This window comes from Photobacterium arenosum (genome assembly GCF_014841115.1).
GTDB lineage: Bacteria > Pseudomonadota > Gammaproteobacteria > Enterobacterales > Vibrionaceae > Photobacterium > Photobacterium arenosum.
The window spans coordinates 546,391-561,289 of the sequence record NZ_JACYTP010000002.1 but is presented as its reverse complement, the minus strand read 5'-3'; the positions used below and the strand labels follow the sequence as shown (position 1 = coordinate 561,289).

At 49.4% G+C, this 14,899-nt stretch carries 12 protein-coding genes and 1 tRNA gene; 5 read left to right on the top strand and 8 right to left on the bottom strand.

Going from position 1 to position 14,899, the window contains the following annotated elements; translation table 11 throughout:
- Position 1 precedes the first annotated feature (1 nt).
- The 5 genes from IFO68_RS05775 to hutH all read right to left on the bottom strand — a co-directional run bounded on the left by IFO68_RS05775 (position 2) and on the right by hutH (position 7,477).
- Positions 2 to 1,060 carry an HlyD family secretion protein gene (locus IFO68_RS05775; RefSeq protein WP_192014994.1) on the bottom strand — a complete coding sequence of 353 codons (1,059 nt, stop codon included), beginning with the start codon at positions 1,058 to 1,060 and terminating at the stop codon, positions 2 to 4.
- Between the two features lie 6 nt (positions 1,061 to 1,066).
- Positions 1,067 to 1,549, bottom strand: coding sequence for a transcriptional regulator SlyA (gene slyA, locus IFO68_RS05770; protein WP_192014993.1), 483 nt, complete (start codon positions 1,547 to 1,549; stop codon positions 1,067 to 1,069).
- A 223-nt stretch (positions 1,550 to 1,772) separates the two neighbouring features.
- Entirely contained in the window at positions 1,773 to 3,128 is a 1,356-nt protein-coding gene (locus tag IFO68_RS05765) for a hypothetical protein (RefSeq protein WP_192014992.1), read from the bottom strand.
- Between the two features lie 830 nt (positions 3,129 to 3,958).
- Positions 3,959 to 5,971, bottom strand: a complete 2,013-nt coding sequence (locus tag IFO68_RS05760; protein ID WP_192014991.1) for a urocanate hydratase — start codon at positions 5,969 to 5,971, stop codon at positions 3,959 to 3,961.
- 15 nt (positions 5,972 to 5,986) lie between these two features.
- Entirely contained in the window at positions 5,987 to 7,477 is a 1,491-nt protein-coding gene (gene hutH / locus IFO68_RS05755; protein WP_192014990.1) for a histidine ammonia-lyase, read from the bottom strand.
- 150 nt (positions 7,478 to 7,627) lie between these two features.
- Between hutH and IFO68_RS05750 the strand changes: the two genes are divergently transcribed.
- Complete coding sequence (locus IFO68_RS05750; protein WP_192014989.1) at positions 7,628 to 8,575, top strand: LysR family transcriptional regulator; 948 nt, start codon at positions 7,628 to 7,630, stop codon at positions 8,573 to 8,575.
- Between the two features lie 223 nt (positions 8,576 to 8,798).
- On the opposite strand, the gene IFO68_RS05745 is transcribed toward IFO68_RS05750, so the two are convergent.
- Both IFO68_RS05745 and IFO68_RS05740 read right to left on the bottom strand, forming a co-directional pair.
- Positions 8,799 to 8,889 (bottom strand) — tRNA-Ser (locus tag IFO68_RS05745).
- A 138-nt stretch (positions 8,890 to 9,027) separates the two neighbouring features.
- Positions 9,028 to 9,906, bottom strand: a complete 879-nt coding sequence (locus IFO68_RS05740) for a DMT family transporter (RefSeq protein WP_192015064.1) — start codon at positions 9,904 to 9,906, stop codon at positions 9,028 to 9,030.
- A gap of 127 nt (positions 9,907 to 10,033) precedes the next feature.
- Between IFO68_RS05740 and IFO68_RS05735 the strand changes: the two genes are divergently transcribed.
- Both IFO68_RS05735 and IFO68_RS05730 read left to right on the top strand, forming a co-directional pair.
- Entirely contained in the window at positions 10,034 to 11,497 is a 1,464-nt protein-coding gene (locus IFO68_RS05735) for an aminotransferase-like domain-containing protein (protein ID WP_192014988.1), read from the top strand.
- 47 nt (positions 11,498 to 11,544) lie between these two features.
- The gene (locus tag IFO68_RS05730; RefSeq protein WP_192014987.1) at positions 11,545 to 12,675 is read left to right on the top strand and encodes a PQQ-dependent sugar dehydrogenase; all 1,131 of its coding nucleotides are present in this window, start codon (positions 11,545 to 11,547) and stop codon (positions 12,673 to 12,675) included.
- Positions 12,676 to 12,719: 44 nt separating this feature from the next.
- On the opposite strand, the gene htpX is transcribed toward IFO68_RS05730, so the two are convergent.
- Positions 12,720 to 13,598 (bottom strand): protease HtpX, encoded by an 879-nt coding sequence (gene htpX / locus IFO68_RS05725; RefSeq protein ID WP_192014986.1) that lies wholly within the window; start codon positions 13,596 to 13,598, stop codon positions 12,720 to 12,722.
- Between the two features lie 278 nt (positions 13,599 to 13,876).
- On the opposite strand from htpX, the gene IFO68_RS05720 reads away from it, so the two are divergent.
- Together IFO68_RS05720 and IFO68_RS05715 are read left to right on the top strand one after the other, a co-directional pair.
- Positions 13,877 to 14,032 (top strand): hypothetical protein, encoded by a 156-nt coding sequence (locus IFO68_RS05720; RefSeq protein WP_192014985.1) that lies wholly within the window; start codon positions 13,877 to 13,879, stop codon positions 14,030 to 14,032.
- A gap of 146 nt (positions 14,033 to 14,178) precedes the next feature.
- Positions 14,179 to 14,841 (top strand): hypothetical protein, encoded by a 663-nt coding sequence (locus tag IFO68_RS05715; RefSeq protein ID WP_192014984.1) that lies wholly within the window; start codon positions 14,179 to 14,181, stop codon positions 14,839 to 14,841.
- Positions 14,842 to 14,899: the final 58 nt, after the last annotated feature.

Below are 14,899 nucleotides of genomic sequence, written 5' to 3'. Positions count from 1 at the left end.
CTTAGTAGATGTAGTGCAGCGCACTAAGGAACTTAATCTGAGCATGAGCCATCCAGGCGAACAGGCCACTGTCCGGAACCAGCTGTACCGTGGCACGCGCACCTGCGGGTAACTGTTGCGGCGATTCCCCATCAATGTTCAGATGAAGACGCATTCGCTGGGCATCCCGCACCCATCGGTTAGACTCTGTAGGCGTGGCAAGACGGCCATTCGCATCAAACTGTCCGGCACTGACACCCGCATCCAAACTGCTGATATGTGCACTAAAGACCTGCCCTGGCTGACTGTCGAAAGCAACCAGCGCCTGACTGTCGTTACTGAAATGTCGCAGGCTCTTTTCCCGGAAATCGGCAATGATATCGACATCCGTTGATACCAGTGCCACCAGCGGATTACCGGCTGCCGCGTATGCGCCTTGCTCCAGCTGGAGATTGGTAATTACGCCGTCACGTTTGGCTTCTACACGGGTATAAGACAGATTCAGTTCTGCCTGTTGTAGCTGATTTTTCGCCACACGAATGCTCAGGTTTTTATCGCTGATTTCGCCCCGGCTGACTTCCAGCTCTTTTAAGCGCGCTTTCGAGGCAGACAAATTCGCTTTGGCTGCGATGGCAGCACTCTGAGCATCATCACGCAGTTGTTGTGATGTCCCGTTGCGATGAAACAGTGTGCTCAGTCGCTGCGCTTCGCGTGTTTTTTGTTGCAAAATGGCTTCATTCGCCGCGACTTCTGCCTTTGCGGCCAGGATAGAGGCATCCAGCTGGCTGTTATTCTGGATCACTTTTTCCAGATTCAGACGCGCTTGTTCGACGGCCAGCTTATACGGGGCCGGATCGATAACAAACAACACGTCGCCCTGATGGACGGCCTGATTATTATGCACATGTATTTCGGTGATCGGGCCATTCACTCTGGGAGCGACTTTGGTAACAACCCGTGTCGCCATCGCTTGTGGGGTCAAAGGCATAGCCAAGTCGGCCATCAAAAAATAGGCAAAGACCAACACAAATGCGAAACAGGCGTATTTAATCCAGCGGGCAAACTTTTGATCAGGTGTCATAGAGGTTTATGTCTCCTTAGAATCGTTATTGTGTTCTTTATTCAGAGAATCCAGCGCATTGTGGGCAATCTGCTCCAGAATTAAGCCCAGCTTCTGTAATTCCTGATCGTTAATATGCGATAGCAGCTGTTTGCGCACCTGCATGATGCGTGCTTCCATGTGGGTGAGCAGTTGTCGTCCTTCATCCGTCAGGCTGACAATTCGGGCGCGCTTATCACTGTCGCAGCAACGGCGTGTAATCAGCGACTGTTCTTCAAGCTGTTTCAGGGTGCGCATCAGCGAGGCCAGTTCGATCTCCAGCGCTTCTGCCAATGTTTTCTGACTGACGTGATCGCCCAACCGCTGCAGTTTCCACAAAGCCGTCCAGCGCGGATGAGTGAGGCCCAAAGGGGCCAGTTCGCGGTCTGCCACCATCTTCCACAAACGCGAAACACGGCTGAGCTGCTCAGCTAACGGCAGATCACGCAGTATATTGATATCTTGAATCATGGTGCTTCACCAAAAATACTTAGCCTGCTAAGCAATATAATATAGTTAGCAGGCTAAGTAAATGTTTCGTGATTTATCTCACACCATGCCTGTACAAGCATTTTGACGCAGCATGCGCTGTTCGAGGGGAAACTGGAGCGAAATCAGACAAGGTCGGGGGGTTCTGAAAACAATAACGCCAGAATGAGAGAGCTCATATTCTGGCGTTGTGGATCAATGATACTTACAGCAGGCGGTTAAATTCGACATCATATCTTTCATTGAGACTATCGGTTATATCCAGCGTCAACGTCTTCCCATCTTCTGATACGGTCACAGAATGAATCATGGATTGAACTCCATTGTCATGCAGGAGAGATGGCCCTGAACCGTCAAAAATCAGGTCTAGAGTCAGATCAACGTTATTCATATGTGAATAAGTACCGTACTCAATCCCAATATCACCGTCCTCACCTTCTGGCACTTCGCTATCGGCCAGTTGAACCAAGAAAAACTTACCGTCATCACGGAAATTGAAAATGACATGTCCTGAATTATTACCTTCTTCGGCTGGCTCTTCTTTAAGTTCCCAGCTTCCCACAATAGTATTGGAGGTTGCCACTCGAGGGAAAACTTCGTCACCGGAAGCGTCTTCATCATCAGACGGTGTTGGATCAGTCCAGGTCAGAGAAAGTGAAGCATCGCTGACGACAAAATTGGTGATGATGTCATCACTGGCCAGGCCGCCATCAAAATGGTCATCTGCAATACCGTTGTTGTCGTTATCTTTAGACCAGCTGATCTTTTTCCCTACTAAATCCGTACCTTTCAGCTTAAAGCTCCCATACTGAAAACCTTGCCACAAATCTTCATCTTGGTCTTCAACTTCATATTCATATTCCACAACCAGAAAATGGCCATTAGGGAAAATGTTCACAATACCTGCATATTCAGAATCCTCACCCACTTCCCAACCTAAGCTAAACATACCTTTTAAATCAGCCGTTGTTGTACTCAGGCTTTCTTCAAAGTGGGCTTTTGCTTCAGCCTCATCTGGCAGGTCGCTGGCAGATTTACCTGCCTGAGACAGAAGCGCTGTGACATTGGATTCATTACCAAAATCAGCGGGCGCAACATTGAAGTTAATTTGAGACGCGGTGTTTTTCACTGTTTCGTTAATAGCAATGCCATTTGAAGGATCGCCGTCAGTATCCAGAGTCATCAGCAGGCGGACAATGTTCACCACAGCGTTATTGTTGATATCATCAGTGCCAGCTAAGTCCAATGGGGTAATCACATTCCCGGCATCAACAGAGGTAAAACTGTGGCCCCCCATTTTGAAGGTGACTTTTTCACCCGGCTTATAGCTGAATTCGCCATTGGCATTGGTGGTTCCGCTCTGGGTGGCGGTAACATAGTCCATGCCTTGGACCGCAGCGTCAATCAAACGACCGGTTGATACATCACCGGATTGATTTTGATCACCACCGGATGAATTGTTGTTGGCTGTATCGTTACTAGAACTACTGCCACCGCCACAAGCACTGATCGCAAAACCCAGTGCTGCCACAATCGACAAGTTTAATAGTTTTCTTTTCATTGTTGTTGTCCCTCTGCATATGTGTTTTTTTGCTTTTATAGTATTTTGTTTTCGCGGATCCAAATACAGGCAGGAAAACTGAGACACTCAACGATTCGCTCTAATTAATATATTAAACATTCATTTCAAAAGCATTAATCCCCACAAACGTAAACTTAAATGAAGTATTCGACCATCAAGAGCTTCAACAAAGAAAATTAATATACATATCAATAGTGAAACGAAATATTTCACTATTGATATGTTAAAAATAAATCTGGCAATTCTGATGACGAAAAATGTAAAAGAGCGCTAATTAGGGATTGTTATCAACACAATTAAATTGACAACCCCATGACATAAAACAAAAAAATCGAGCTACTCACTAATAGCGCCTGTTAATTTATATTATTGTGATTATTATCACACAAATTAATGATGCCAATTTGAGATAAACAAGAACCTCATGAATACCAAAATAAAAACAACAAGCCACAATTATTCACAAAAGGAATACATTGATGCTTTTACATGAATAAATAATAAGAAACTGAGTTATCTGGTAGTTAAACCCATTCATGAATAAATATTTCATCCAGCGTAATCATGTTCGTAGTCTGGTTAACCGTTAACTGAAAGGTGGCTTCGGTTAAAATAACCGGGAAGAATTACCAGCGTTGAAACACAGCTTCGAATGAATAGTTAAGATTTAAGGCCTGATATATGTCGGGCGAGAGAGCCATAACAAGGGAGGGAGGGAGGGAGGTTTAAATCTCGTAACACAACTCTGAACCCAAAAGAAAAAGCCTCGTCATAACGAGGCTTTCAGAAAACAATGATTGGCAGGTTACTCAGAATGTCAGATTATTGATAATGTCATCGTCAACCTGATTCGCTAACGTCACTTTTAGCTTAGGCGTTCTTGCCATTTCACGCTGAATGGCAAAGTTCGCTTCTTTATTACGTGCCCAGCTGCGACGTGCAATACCGTTATTAACATCGAACAGCAACATAGACTTCAGCCTGCGCTCGGCACTTTCACTGCCATCAAGCAACATGCCGAAACCGCCGTTGATCACTTCACCCCAGCCTACACCGCCACCGTTATGGATAGAGACCCAAGTCGCGCCGCGGAAGCCATCGCCGATCACGTTGTGAATGGCCATATCAGCTGTAAAGCGGCTGCCATCATAGATGTTCGACGTTTCACGGAATGGTGAATCCGTACCACTGACGTCGTGGTGGTCGCGGCCCAGTACGACAGGACCGATTTCACCGCGATGGATCGCATCGTTAAACGCTTTGGCAATTTCCATACGACCTTGTGAATCAGCGTACAGAATACGCGCTTGTGAACCGACGACCAGCTTGTTTTGCTTCGCATCTTTGATCCAAGTGATGTTGTCTTGCATCTGCTGCTGAATTTCTTCTGGCGACTCGGCCATAATCTTGCTCAGCACCTCAGCGGCAATCGCATCGGTTCTGTCCAGATCTTCCGGCTTGCCTGAAGTACAGACCCAACGGAACGGGCCAAAACCGTAGTCAAAACACATAGGACCCAGAATGTCCTGTACGTATGACGGGTATTTAAAGTCGATGCCGTTTTCAGCCATCACATCGCCACCCGCACGCGACGCTTCAAGCAGGAAAGCATTACCGTAGTCAAAGAAGTAAGTGCCGCGGGCTGTGTGTTTGTTTACCGCATCCGCATGACGCTTCAGTGTGTCTTGTACTTTTACCTTGAACAGCTCTGGCTCTTCACGGATAAGACGGTTCGATTCGTCATAGCTGATGTCAACCGGGTAGTAACCGCCTGACCAAGGGTTGTGCAGCGAGGTTTGATCCGAACCCAGGTGGATAAAAATGTCCTTCTCGTAGAAGGTTTCCCACACATCCACCACGTTGCCGATAAAGGCAATCGAGACGACTTCGTCGTTGGCTTGTGCTTCACGAACACGTTCGACTAACGCATCCATATTGTCGATCAGCTCATCCACCCAGCCTTGTTCGTGACGTTTAATCGCCGCTTTCGGGTTCACTTCGGCACATACCGTAATACAGTCAGCGATATTACCGGCTTTTGGTTGTGCACCGCTCATGCCGCCAAGACCCGCTGTCAGGAAAATCTTCCCTTTCGGGCTTTGACCTTTTTCAAGCACTTTGCGGAAGGCGTTCATGACAGTAATGGTGGTGCCGTGTACTATGCCCTGCGGGCCGATATACATAAACGAACCCGCTGTCATCTGGCCGTATTGCGTCACGCCTAATGCGTTGAACTTTTCCCAGTCATCTGGCTTTGAGTAGTTCGGGATCATCATACCGTTGGTCACCACAACGCGCGGTGCCTCTTCCGACGACGGGAACAGACCCATCGGATGCCCCGAGTACAAATGGAGCGTCTGATCGCTTTCCATCTCACTTAGGTATTTCATGGTCAGCAGGTATTGGGCCCAGTTCTGGAATACCGCACCGTTACCACCGTAAGTGATGAGCTCTTCAGGGTGCTGCGCTACAGCCGGATCCAGGTTGTTGTCGATCATCAGCATGATGGCGGCTGCCTGCTCGCATTTCGCCGGATAGTCTGAAATAGAGCGCGCTTTCAGATCATAGTTAGGCTTGAAGCGGTACATGTAAATGCGGCCAAAATCTTTCAGTTCCTGAGCAAACTCAGCAGCCAGTTCCTGATGCCATTCATTCGGGAAGTAACGCAAGGCATTGCGAATGGCCAATTGCTTTTCTTCCGGCGTCAGGATGTCTTTGCGTTTAGGCGCACGGTTAACACCGGCCGGATACGGTTTAGCCTCCGGCAGTACGCTAGGGATCCCTTGTCGAATTTGTTCTTGAAAATTGAATACAGTGTCCATCCTTACAGGCTCCCTTCAGTTCACATTAAACGCTTGTGTTTTCACCAATGCGATCATGGCGTCGATGTCTGGCTTCAGCAGGCGGTCTTCTTCCAGCTTGGCCACTTTCTCACGAATAATTCGGTAGTTTTCTTCAATCACATCTGAACAGCGGTTCGGACGTCTGAATTCAATCGCTTGTGCCGCATACATCAGTTCGATAGCTAAGATCTTTTCCAGGTTGCCTAAAATCTGATTCAGCTTTCTGCCCGAGATACTGCCCATAGAAACATGATCTTCCTGACCCATAGAGGTCGGCACGCTGTCAGCAGACGGAGGAAAACAGAGTGATTTGTTTTCAGTGACCAGAGCCGCTGTCACGTATTGCGGGATCATCATGCCCGAGTTCAGGCCACCAGATGCCGTCAAAAGACGCGGCAAACCGTGCAAGCCTTCAAGCAACAGGTAGCAGCGACGGTCTGCAATATTACCCAGTTCCGCGGCAGCAATAGAGGCATAATCCAGCACCATGGCCAGCGGTTGCCCATGGAAACTACCGCCGGAAATGGCTTCTTCGGAGCTGATAACAATCGGGTTATCAGTCACTGAGTTCATTTCAATTTCAGCCAGTTCTTTCAAGTGATTGTAGGCATTGCGCGAAGCACCATGCACCTGCGGAATACAGCGCAGGGAATAAGGGTCTTGCACGCGAACACAATCAGCATGCGAGGCCATGTTTTGCGAGCCTTTGAAGAAACGTCTCATCCGGGCGGCGACTTCAATATTGCCGGCAAAGGCACGCGTCAGGTGCAGCTCTTCTCTGAATGGCGAACCACTGCCCTGCATCCCTTCAATACTCATCGCACCGGAAAGATCTGCTAAATCAAGCAGATAACGCATTTTCGTGAGTGCGGTAATAGCATGAGACAGAATAAACTGTGTGCCGTTGATCAGCGCCAGACCTTCTTTTGCATGCAGCTCAAGCGGCGCTAAGCCGTATTCACGCAGCGCTTGCGCGGCTGGCACTGTGTTGTCGCCTTGCCAGAATTCACCTTCGCCAATGAGGGGTAAAAACAGGTGAGAAAGCGGTGCCAGGTCACCCGACGCGCCAACAGAGCCTTGCTCCGGCACAACAGGGATCAGATCGTGTTCGAGAAACGCCAGCATACGCTGAACAACTTCCAAACGAATACCTGAGTAACCCTGACTTAAGGCATGTATCTTGGTGATCAGCATCAGTTTTGAGATGGGTTTAGCAATTGGCTCACCCACACCGACCGCATGGGTGATCAGGAGGTTTTTTTGTAAAAGATGCGTTTCTTCCGGTGAAATTTGGGTATCACACAGCGGGCCGAATCCGGTATTGATGCCGTACACCGCCTTGTCTGAGGCGGCAATGATGTCCACATTACGACGGCTTGCATTGATTTTATCGAGCGCTTCTTCACAGAGTTCCGCTTTGATACTGCCATCCGCTATGCCGTTGACAATATCCAGATTGAGTTGATCAACACCATATCTAAACATCTTGTTTGTTCTCCTGACTGACTGATATCTCTGTATCAGATTTCTTCTATAAAATGATGTTAGCTTGCCCTGTATGTTTTATAAAAGCATAATGTTCGTAGTTCATTCCGGTTTTATCGAACAAAAAACACAAGCTGACAGAGAGCCCCTATGCAGATTCAAGATGTTGATTTACGTATGCTGAGAATATTCGTTGCTATCGTTGAGTGTGGCGGTCTGTCGGCGGCAGAATCGCGCTTAAACATTGGTCGATCCACCATCAGTTCTCACTTATCCGACCTGGAAGTGCGTCTTGGGATTACGCTTTGCAAACGCGGCCGAAGCGGCTTTGAGGTCACAGAGGCCGGCCGCGTGACCTATCAAGCCTCGCTGGAGTTACTCCAGCAGTGCGAAGCCTTTGCCGCCACAGTGGCGAGTTCTAAAAACGAACTGTCCGGCCGGGTCACGATTGCCATGATCGATACCTTAGTCAACGATCCGCGCTGCCATGTGGCACAGGTTATTTCGGGGTTAAAAAGCAGAAGTAATAACTTACAGTTCGACATCAATGTATGCGAAGCGCGCGAAGTTGAAACATCCGTTGTGAATGGGCGCTCGCTGGTGGGAATCGGCGTTAGTCGTCACCCGCTCAGAGGGCTCGACTATTACCCTCTGCATAATGAAACGAACTATCTGTATTGCGGCAAAGGCCATCCGCTATTCGATTGCCACCCATCGGAAATCGATACGCTGTTACAACAAGCAGAAGTGATCACCAGTAACTATATGCGGGATAAGGAAACCCGCAACGACGCACTGAATTATCAGAATACGGCCATCGCCTATCACGATGAGGGGATTGCGCATTTGATTTTATCCGGTGCGTTTATCGGCTACCTGCCCGAGCACTACGCCAGCAACTGGGTCAGCAAGGGACTGATTAAACCTATCTTGCCCGAGAAATATACTTACCAAATCCCGGTCATGCTGATCACGTTAAAAAACAACTCAGCGTCGCCACTGGCCAAGGCACTGATTAAAGAGATTAAGCGTTGTCATAGCCTTGCCCCATCATCCAATGCCAGTGTTGCCAAGGTTCAGACGAAAAAAAACCGCTGATAGTTCAGCGGTTTCTTCGAATGTGGTGGAGCCAGAACAAGGTATGGCGGGATTTATCACTCGCAAGCTCGTGCCCCTTCGGGCGTTGCCTGAAGGCAACGTGGTCTCGATTCGCTCGGCTGAGACTGGCCGTCCGTACCCTTCCAGGGTTCTTCACCCTATCTCATCTTGCCAAGGTTCAGGCGAAAAAAAACCGCTGAACTGGCAGCGGTTTCTTCAAATGTGGCGGAGAGATAGGGATTTGAACCCTAGATACGCTATTAACGTATGCCGGTTTTCAAGACCGGTGCTTTCAACCACTCAGCCATCTCTCCGTAAGTGGTGCGCATGATACCCAGCCGATCCCATGTTGTAAATACCCCAAAGAATCAAATGCACACTTGATCGCCAATCTGACACATTCATTTTCGCTTTGGCTGATTTTTCAGCCCTTTAGCTTTCCTGTTGCCCCTTTAGCTTTCCTGTTGCACAGAAGCCAATGACTTTTCCTGCGTTTGCACCGTCTTGGGTTTTCGCATCACCAGATAAACCGCCATCGCAGCCAGCATAAAACCGACGGCACTCATCGCATCGAAGGTTTCATTAAATGCCAGCCAGGCTTGCAGCGCTGTCACCGGCGGCACCAGATAGAAAGTTGAGGCGACTTTCGAGGCTTCCCCGTGTCTCACCATATACAGCAACAGCCAGACTGCGGTCACAGACACCCCAAGTACCAGCCAGGCCAGAGTCAGGGTGAATGTCAGATTCCATTCCACCTGCATAGTTTCCATCGTCATCATCACAGGTGCGAACAAGAGCGCAGCCGTCAGGTATTGGTAAACCGAGCCACCGACCAGATCAACCTGCTGGCAGAAACGCTTTTGATACAGTGTACCGAGCGTAATACCGAGCAAAGCGGTCGCGGCACACAAATAGGCGGCTATTTTATGATCTTCCTGCTGCCAGCTCATATTGCCCTGCAGTACCAAAGTAATGCCCATCAGTCCCACCAGCAGCCCCAGCCACTGTGATAATGCCAGACGCTCCTGCCCCATTGCGACTAACAAGAGTGCCGTCAGTACAGGTTGTAATCCAACCAATAAGGCGCACAGGCCCGCTGGCATACCAAGGTAAATACCGTAATAGGTGCCGCCCAGATAAAAACCATGAATCAGCACACCCGCGACCATGCTGTGCAGCCGTGCGCGACCTGCCGGGAGCTGCCCGTTAAGTAAGTACAACAACACCATAAAAATCAGAATATTGAACGCCATGCGTATAAAAAGAAACGTTGCAGGTTCCGCATACGGCAGACCAAAACGGGCACCAATGAAACCCGTGCTCCACAGCATCACAAATATGAAAGGAATAAACCGAGCCACTGAGACGTCCTTCTGGTGATTATCATGATTTTCCACTACTGTAGATGGGTACAAAAAAAGTCGAAAGTGACAGTTTTATGATTTCTTTAGGGTACAGATGACACAAGCACAGCATGATCAGCCAAGTACAGAGGCCAAATACCGGCAAGTGATCCGGGAACTGACACTGCGTATGGAGCGCGGTGTGTATCAGGCGGGTGATAAGCTTCCTTCGATTCGTCAGTTAAGTGAACAGCTCACGGTAAGTAAAAACACTGTCATACGTGCGTATCAGGAACTTGAAGCGGCTCAGAAAATTGAAGCGCATCCCCGCGCTGGCTACCGGGTTATCACTGCCGAACGGACTGCCCCTCTGACGATGCAGGCCCCCGGCTTTGTCGATTTACTGACATTAAGCCGAACCATATTGCAACAGTCCCCGTCATCGTCTTTGCTGCCAACCGGCAGCGCGCACCCGAATACGCAATTTCCGGCCATTACCTCGCTGTATGCTGAAATTGGCCGCCATAGCCGTTACCAGACTCATCTGCCGAGCCATTATTTGCTCCCGCCAGGTGATGAGCAATTACGAAAGCAGCTGGTCACTGTTAACCAGTGGCTGGACATTTCGACCTCGCCCGATGACATTCTGATCACCCACGGCGCACAGCAAGGGATCAGCATGGCATTGCAGGTGCTGACCCAACCCGGCGATACCGTCATCGTTGATTCCCCCTGCTATTTCGGCAATCTGCTGCTGCTGGAATCACTTGGCCTGAAAGTGGTGGAGATCCCCTCTCACCCGCAGAGCGGGATGGATCTAACGCACCTGTCACTCGCTCTGGCGCAGTGGCCCGTCGCGGCGATTCTGATCAACCCGAGCTTCAATAATCCAACCGGCGCTGTGATGCCACGGGGTGAGCGCGAGCGCTTTCTCAGCATCACCGCAGGTATCCCCGTTATTGAAGATGATGTGTTTGGTGATCTGGGTTACGGCAAACGCCCGCCCGCACTTTACAGTCTGGATACTGATAACAGGGTAATTTATTGCAATTCGTTATCTAAAACGCTGGATTCACGTTTGCGTATTGGCTGGATGCTGGCCGGACAGTATCAGCCGCTGATTGAAAAACGCCTGCTGGCAGACAACATGGGCAGCCTGAATCTGATGCAGTCAGCGGTGGCTGAGTTTTTAAAGACCGGCAAATACCGCACTCACCTCAATAAAGTCAGACGCTATTACCAGCGTAATCAACGCGCATTCAGTCAGCGTCTTTGTGCTGCGCTCGACAGCTATCCCTGGATGGCTGGCCAGTATCATTTACACCTGCCCGATGGCAGCTTTCTGTGCTGGCTGACGTTGCCCGAGCAGGCCGACAGCTATCAGCTTTATCAGCAGGCACTGGCGGCCGGCATCAGCCTGTTACCCGGCAATATGTTTTGCACTCAGGATCAGTACCGCCATTGTCTCCGGCTCAGCTATGCGGCATTCGAAGATAATTCGCACTGGAACTCAGGCGTGAAAAAGCTGGCGCAACTGATTGCCGAACATATCAGACCACTGATTGATAACACAGAGTGAGCATCGACTAGGCTTACTGAAAAGATCATTTTATTAAGGAAGATACCATGAGATTCCGACACCTTGCCTTCATCGGTGCATTGTTAAGCACATTGTCTTTCTCAGTGACATCCGCGCCCGGCATTATCAGTACCGGCTCCAGTGAAGGCATGGCTTATCAGCTTGAAAAAGTGGCTGACGGCCTGTCAGTGCCGTGGGGAATGACCTTTGTTGACCCAACAACACTGCTCATTACGCTGCGTCAGGGAAAGGCGGTCCTGGTCGATACCCGCTCAGGACAGCAAAGCACCCTGAGTGGCCTGCCAGATATTTATACCCGGGGCCAGGGTGGTTTGCTGGATGTCACTGTATCCCCCGACCCCTCGGCAAATGGCTGGATCTATTTTACCTACAGCAAACCGGTCAACAACGGCAGTGCCACCACACTGGCAAGAGCCAAATTATCAGGCCAGACGCTCACCAACTGGCAGGATTTGCTGGTTTCCCGTTCGCACAGTGAGGCCAGCAAACACTATGGCAGCCGGATAGCGTTTGATATGAAAGGGCATGTGTTTTTCTCTGTCGGTGACAGAGGAAATCGCCCGAACGGGCAGGATCTGAGCAATCACGCCGCCTCAATATTACGTTTGAATCTCGATGGCACAGTGCCGAAAGACAACCCCTTTTATGGTCAGTCTGGTGCATCGGCAGAGATCTGGAGCTATGGTCACCGCAACCCGCAAGGCATCGCATTTGATACAAAGACAGACAGGTTATGGGAAATTGAACATGGCCCGCGCGGTGGGGATGAAATCAACCTGATCCTGCCGGGGCGCAATTACGGCTGGCCAGTTACCTCACACGGTAAAGAGTACTGGGGGCCGCTGGATGTCGGTGAATCCAAAGAAAAAGCCGGTATTGAGTCACCGAAAAAAGTCTATGTCCCCTCCATTGCCCCCGGCAGCCTGATGATGTATCAGGGCAGCGCTTTTCCGGCCTGGCAGGGTAATCTGTTTGCCGGTGCACTGGTGTTACAGCACCTGAATCGAGTCGCCCTTAATGCGCAGGGAAATCCTGTCAAAGAAGAAAGGCTGTTTGAAGACTTGAATGAAAGAGTGCGCTCACTGGCGCAAAGTGCAGAAGGGATTGTCTATTTCGGTACTGACAACGGCAACCTGTACCGCATTGTGCCCAAATGAAACAGCCCTCGCATAGTGCGGGGGCTGTCGTTAGTCTGAGTGGATTACAGGTGCTCACCACGACGCAACGCATCAATACGTTTTTCCAGCGGTGGGTGTGTCATGAAGAGTTCAGACAAGGTTTTCTTGCCGTTGATGCCGAACGCCATCATTGAACCTTCAAGGTGAGATTCCTGACTGACTTTCAGGCGCTCCAGCGCAGCAATCATCTTCTCTTTACCAACCAGATGTGCAGAGCCTGCATCGGCTTTGAATTCACGGTGACGGCTGTACCACATGGTAATAATACTGGCCAGGAAACCGAACAGTAATTCCATAATGGTGGAAACAATGAAGTAGGTCATAAAACTGCCGCCCTCGCCTTCTTCGTTGTTGTTACTGACACCACTGACAGCACCCGCAATAATACGGGAGACAAAAATCACAAAGGTGTTCACCACCCCCTGTAGCAAGGTCATAGTCACCATATCACCATTGGCAATATGGCTGACTTCGTGTGCCAGCACGGCCTCCGCTTCATCGCGGGTCATGCTGTGTAACAACCCGGTAGACACTGCCACCAAAGATTCATCACGCTTGGCACCTGTTGCGAACGCATTGATATCCGGTGAATCATAAACAGCCACAGTCGGCATACCGATACCAGACTGTTTCGCCTGACGTGCAACCGTTTCCATCAGCCAGTGTTCTGTTTCATTACGCGGATGTTCAATCACCATACCACCCACAGACCTGAGCGCCATGGACTTAGACATGAAGAGGGAAATCAAAGAGCCGCCAAAACCAAACAGCACTGCCATAACCAACAGGCCATTTAAACTGCCTGGCTGTAAATCAGTAACGGCATAGATAATATTGAGCACAATGCTGAATACCAGCATTACGGCAAGGTTGGTTGCCAGGAACAAGCCAATTCGCTTCATACCTTTCTTTTCTCCAACAAAGGTCTGGGTGTCAAATGCTTCTGCGCCTTCCTAATGGCTGGCGCATCAATAAGATGGTACTTATAGTATGGTCGTTCAATCTAAAAACAAGCGGAAGCAGGAAATTGTTACTTTTGGTAAGAGATATCCGCTTCTGAGACAGAAATCATGGTTTGCCCGATCAGCAGGGTCTTAGACTTTGGTCGTATTGTATAAGATGCCGCCATTCTCTATTGTCGTTGCGTATTCGAATTCACAGTATCTAACAAGGAGGCAAGATGGCTGACCAAGAAAACTACCAAGTCGCAATTGATATCCTGCGCTGCCATCTTGGCATGACGGCTGAAGAAGCCTGCGCAGAGCTGGGGATTGACCCAATCACGACTCAGCCAACTGAAGCCATTGAGCAGATGCCTTTACTCAGCGATAACTGATTTCCTTGTACCAAATGCTGGACTCAAAGCCTCCTTTTCGGAGGCTTTGTCATTTTTGCGTCATAATGTCCTTACGCAAGTTCTCATTCAGAATGTTTATGTGATACTAGTCCCAAAAATCATTCTGAATACTGTACAGGTAAATTATGAAAAAGCTCTATTCACACACTATGGATAGCGCCACTTCGCGGGAAGACGTGCGCACTCTGCTCCTTCCCGTTGCTATGTTTATGGCTGTTGCCGTTATCGCGGCAATTGCAGCACTCATCATAAAAATCGAAGTGCTGCAACTGAGTGGCAATCTCGGCGAAAACTCTCTCGTGGAATATACTCAGGAACTTTATCTGTTTTTGACCAGCGCACTCTTTTTTGGCCTGGCCATGAAGCAGCCAGCACAAAAAGGCTTTGCTGTTCTGGTTTCCACGTTTTTTATGGTGCTGCTGATCCGGGAGCTGGATGGGCTGCTGGACCTTATCCGGCACGGTTTCTGGAAATTCCCAGCTGCCGTGGTTGCGGTGCTGGGGATGGCATATGCCCGTAAACATCTGCCGACAACACAACAGCCACTCAGTCGATACAGCAAACACGCCAGTTTCGGTCTGATGCTGGGCGGTCTGGCTACCCTGCTGGTGTTCTCACGCCTGTTTGGCATGGGAGAGATCTGGCAAACCGCGATGCAGGATAACTATATGCGAGAAGTAAAAAACCTGGCTGAAGAAGGGGTCGAGCTGCTGGGTTACAGTTTAATCCTGGCTGCGGCTATCTGGTATTGTTTGCCGGGCCTGGTCAACAAAAAACAACGCTATTAACAGCATGAAATGCAACAGCGCCGCCTTACTGGCGGCGTTGTCGTGTTATGTACCGTGC

Bases quoted from the DNA above. Each gene is read 5' to 3' on its own strand.
- IFO68_RS05775 (WP_192014994.1), bottom strand. From the start codon at position 1,060: ATGACACCTGATCAAAAGTTTGCCCGCTGGATTAAATACGCCTGTTTC.
- slyA (WP_192014993.1), bottom strand. From the start codon at position 1,549: ATGATTCAAGATATCAATATACTGCGTGATCTGCCGTTAGCTGAGCAG.
- IFO68_RS05765 (WP_192014992.1), bottom strand. From the start codon at position 3,128: ATGAAAAGAAAACTATTAAACTTGTCGATTGTGGCAGCACTGGGTTTT.
- IFO68_RS05760 (WP_192014991.1), bottom strand. From the start codon at position 5,971: ATGGACACTGTATTCAATTTTCAAGAACAAATTCGACAAGGGATCCCT.
- hutH (WP_192014990.1), bottom strand. From the start codon at position 7,477: ATGTTTAGATATGGTGTTGATCAACTCAATCTGGATATTGTCAACGGC.
- IFO68_RS05750 (WP_192014989.1), top strand. From the start codon at position 7,628: ATGCAGATTCAAGATGTTGATTTACGTATGCTGAGAATATTCGTTGCT.
- IFO68_RS05740 (WP_192015064.1), bottom strand. From the start codon at position 9,906: ATGCTGTGGAGCACGGGTTTCATTGGTGCCCGTTTTGGTCTGCCGTAT.
- IFO68_RS05735 (WP_192014988.1), top strand. From the start codon at position 10,034: ATGACACAAGCACAGCATGATCAGCCAAGTACAGAGGCCAAATACCGG.
- IFO68_RS05730 (WP_192014987.1), top strand. From the start codon at position 11,545: ATGAGATTCCGACACCTTGCCTTCATCGGTGCATTGTTAAGCACATTG.
- htpX (WP_192014986.1), bottom strand. From the start codon at position 13,598: ATGAAGCGAATTGGCTTGTTCCTGGCAACCAACCTTGCCGTAATGCTG.
- IFO68_RS05720 (WP_192014985.1), top strand. From the start codon at position 13,877: ATGGCTGACCAAGAAAACTACCAAGTCGCAATTGATATCCTGCGCTGC.
- IFO68_RS05715 (WP_192014984.1), top strand. From the start codon at position 14,179: ATGAAAAAGCTCTATTCACACACTATGGATAGCGCCACTTCGCGGGAA.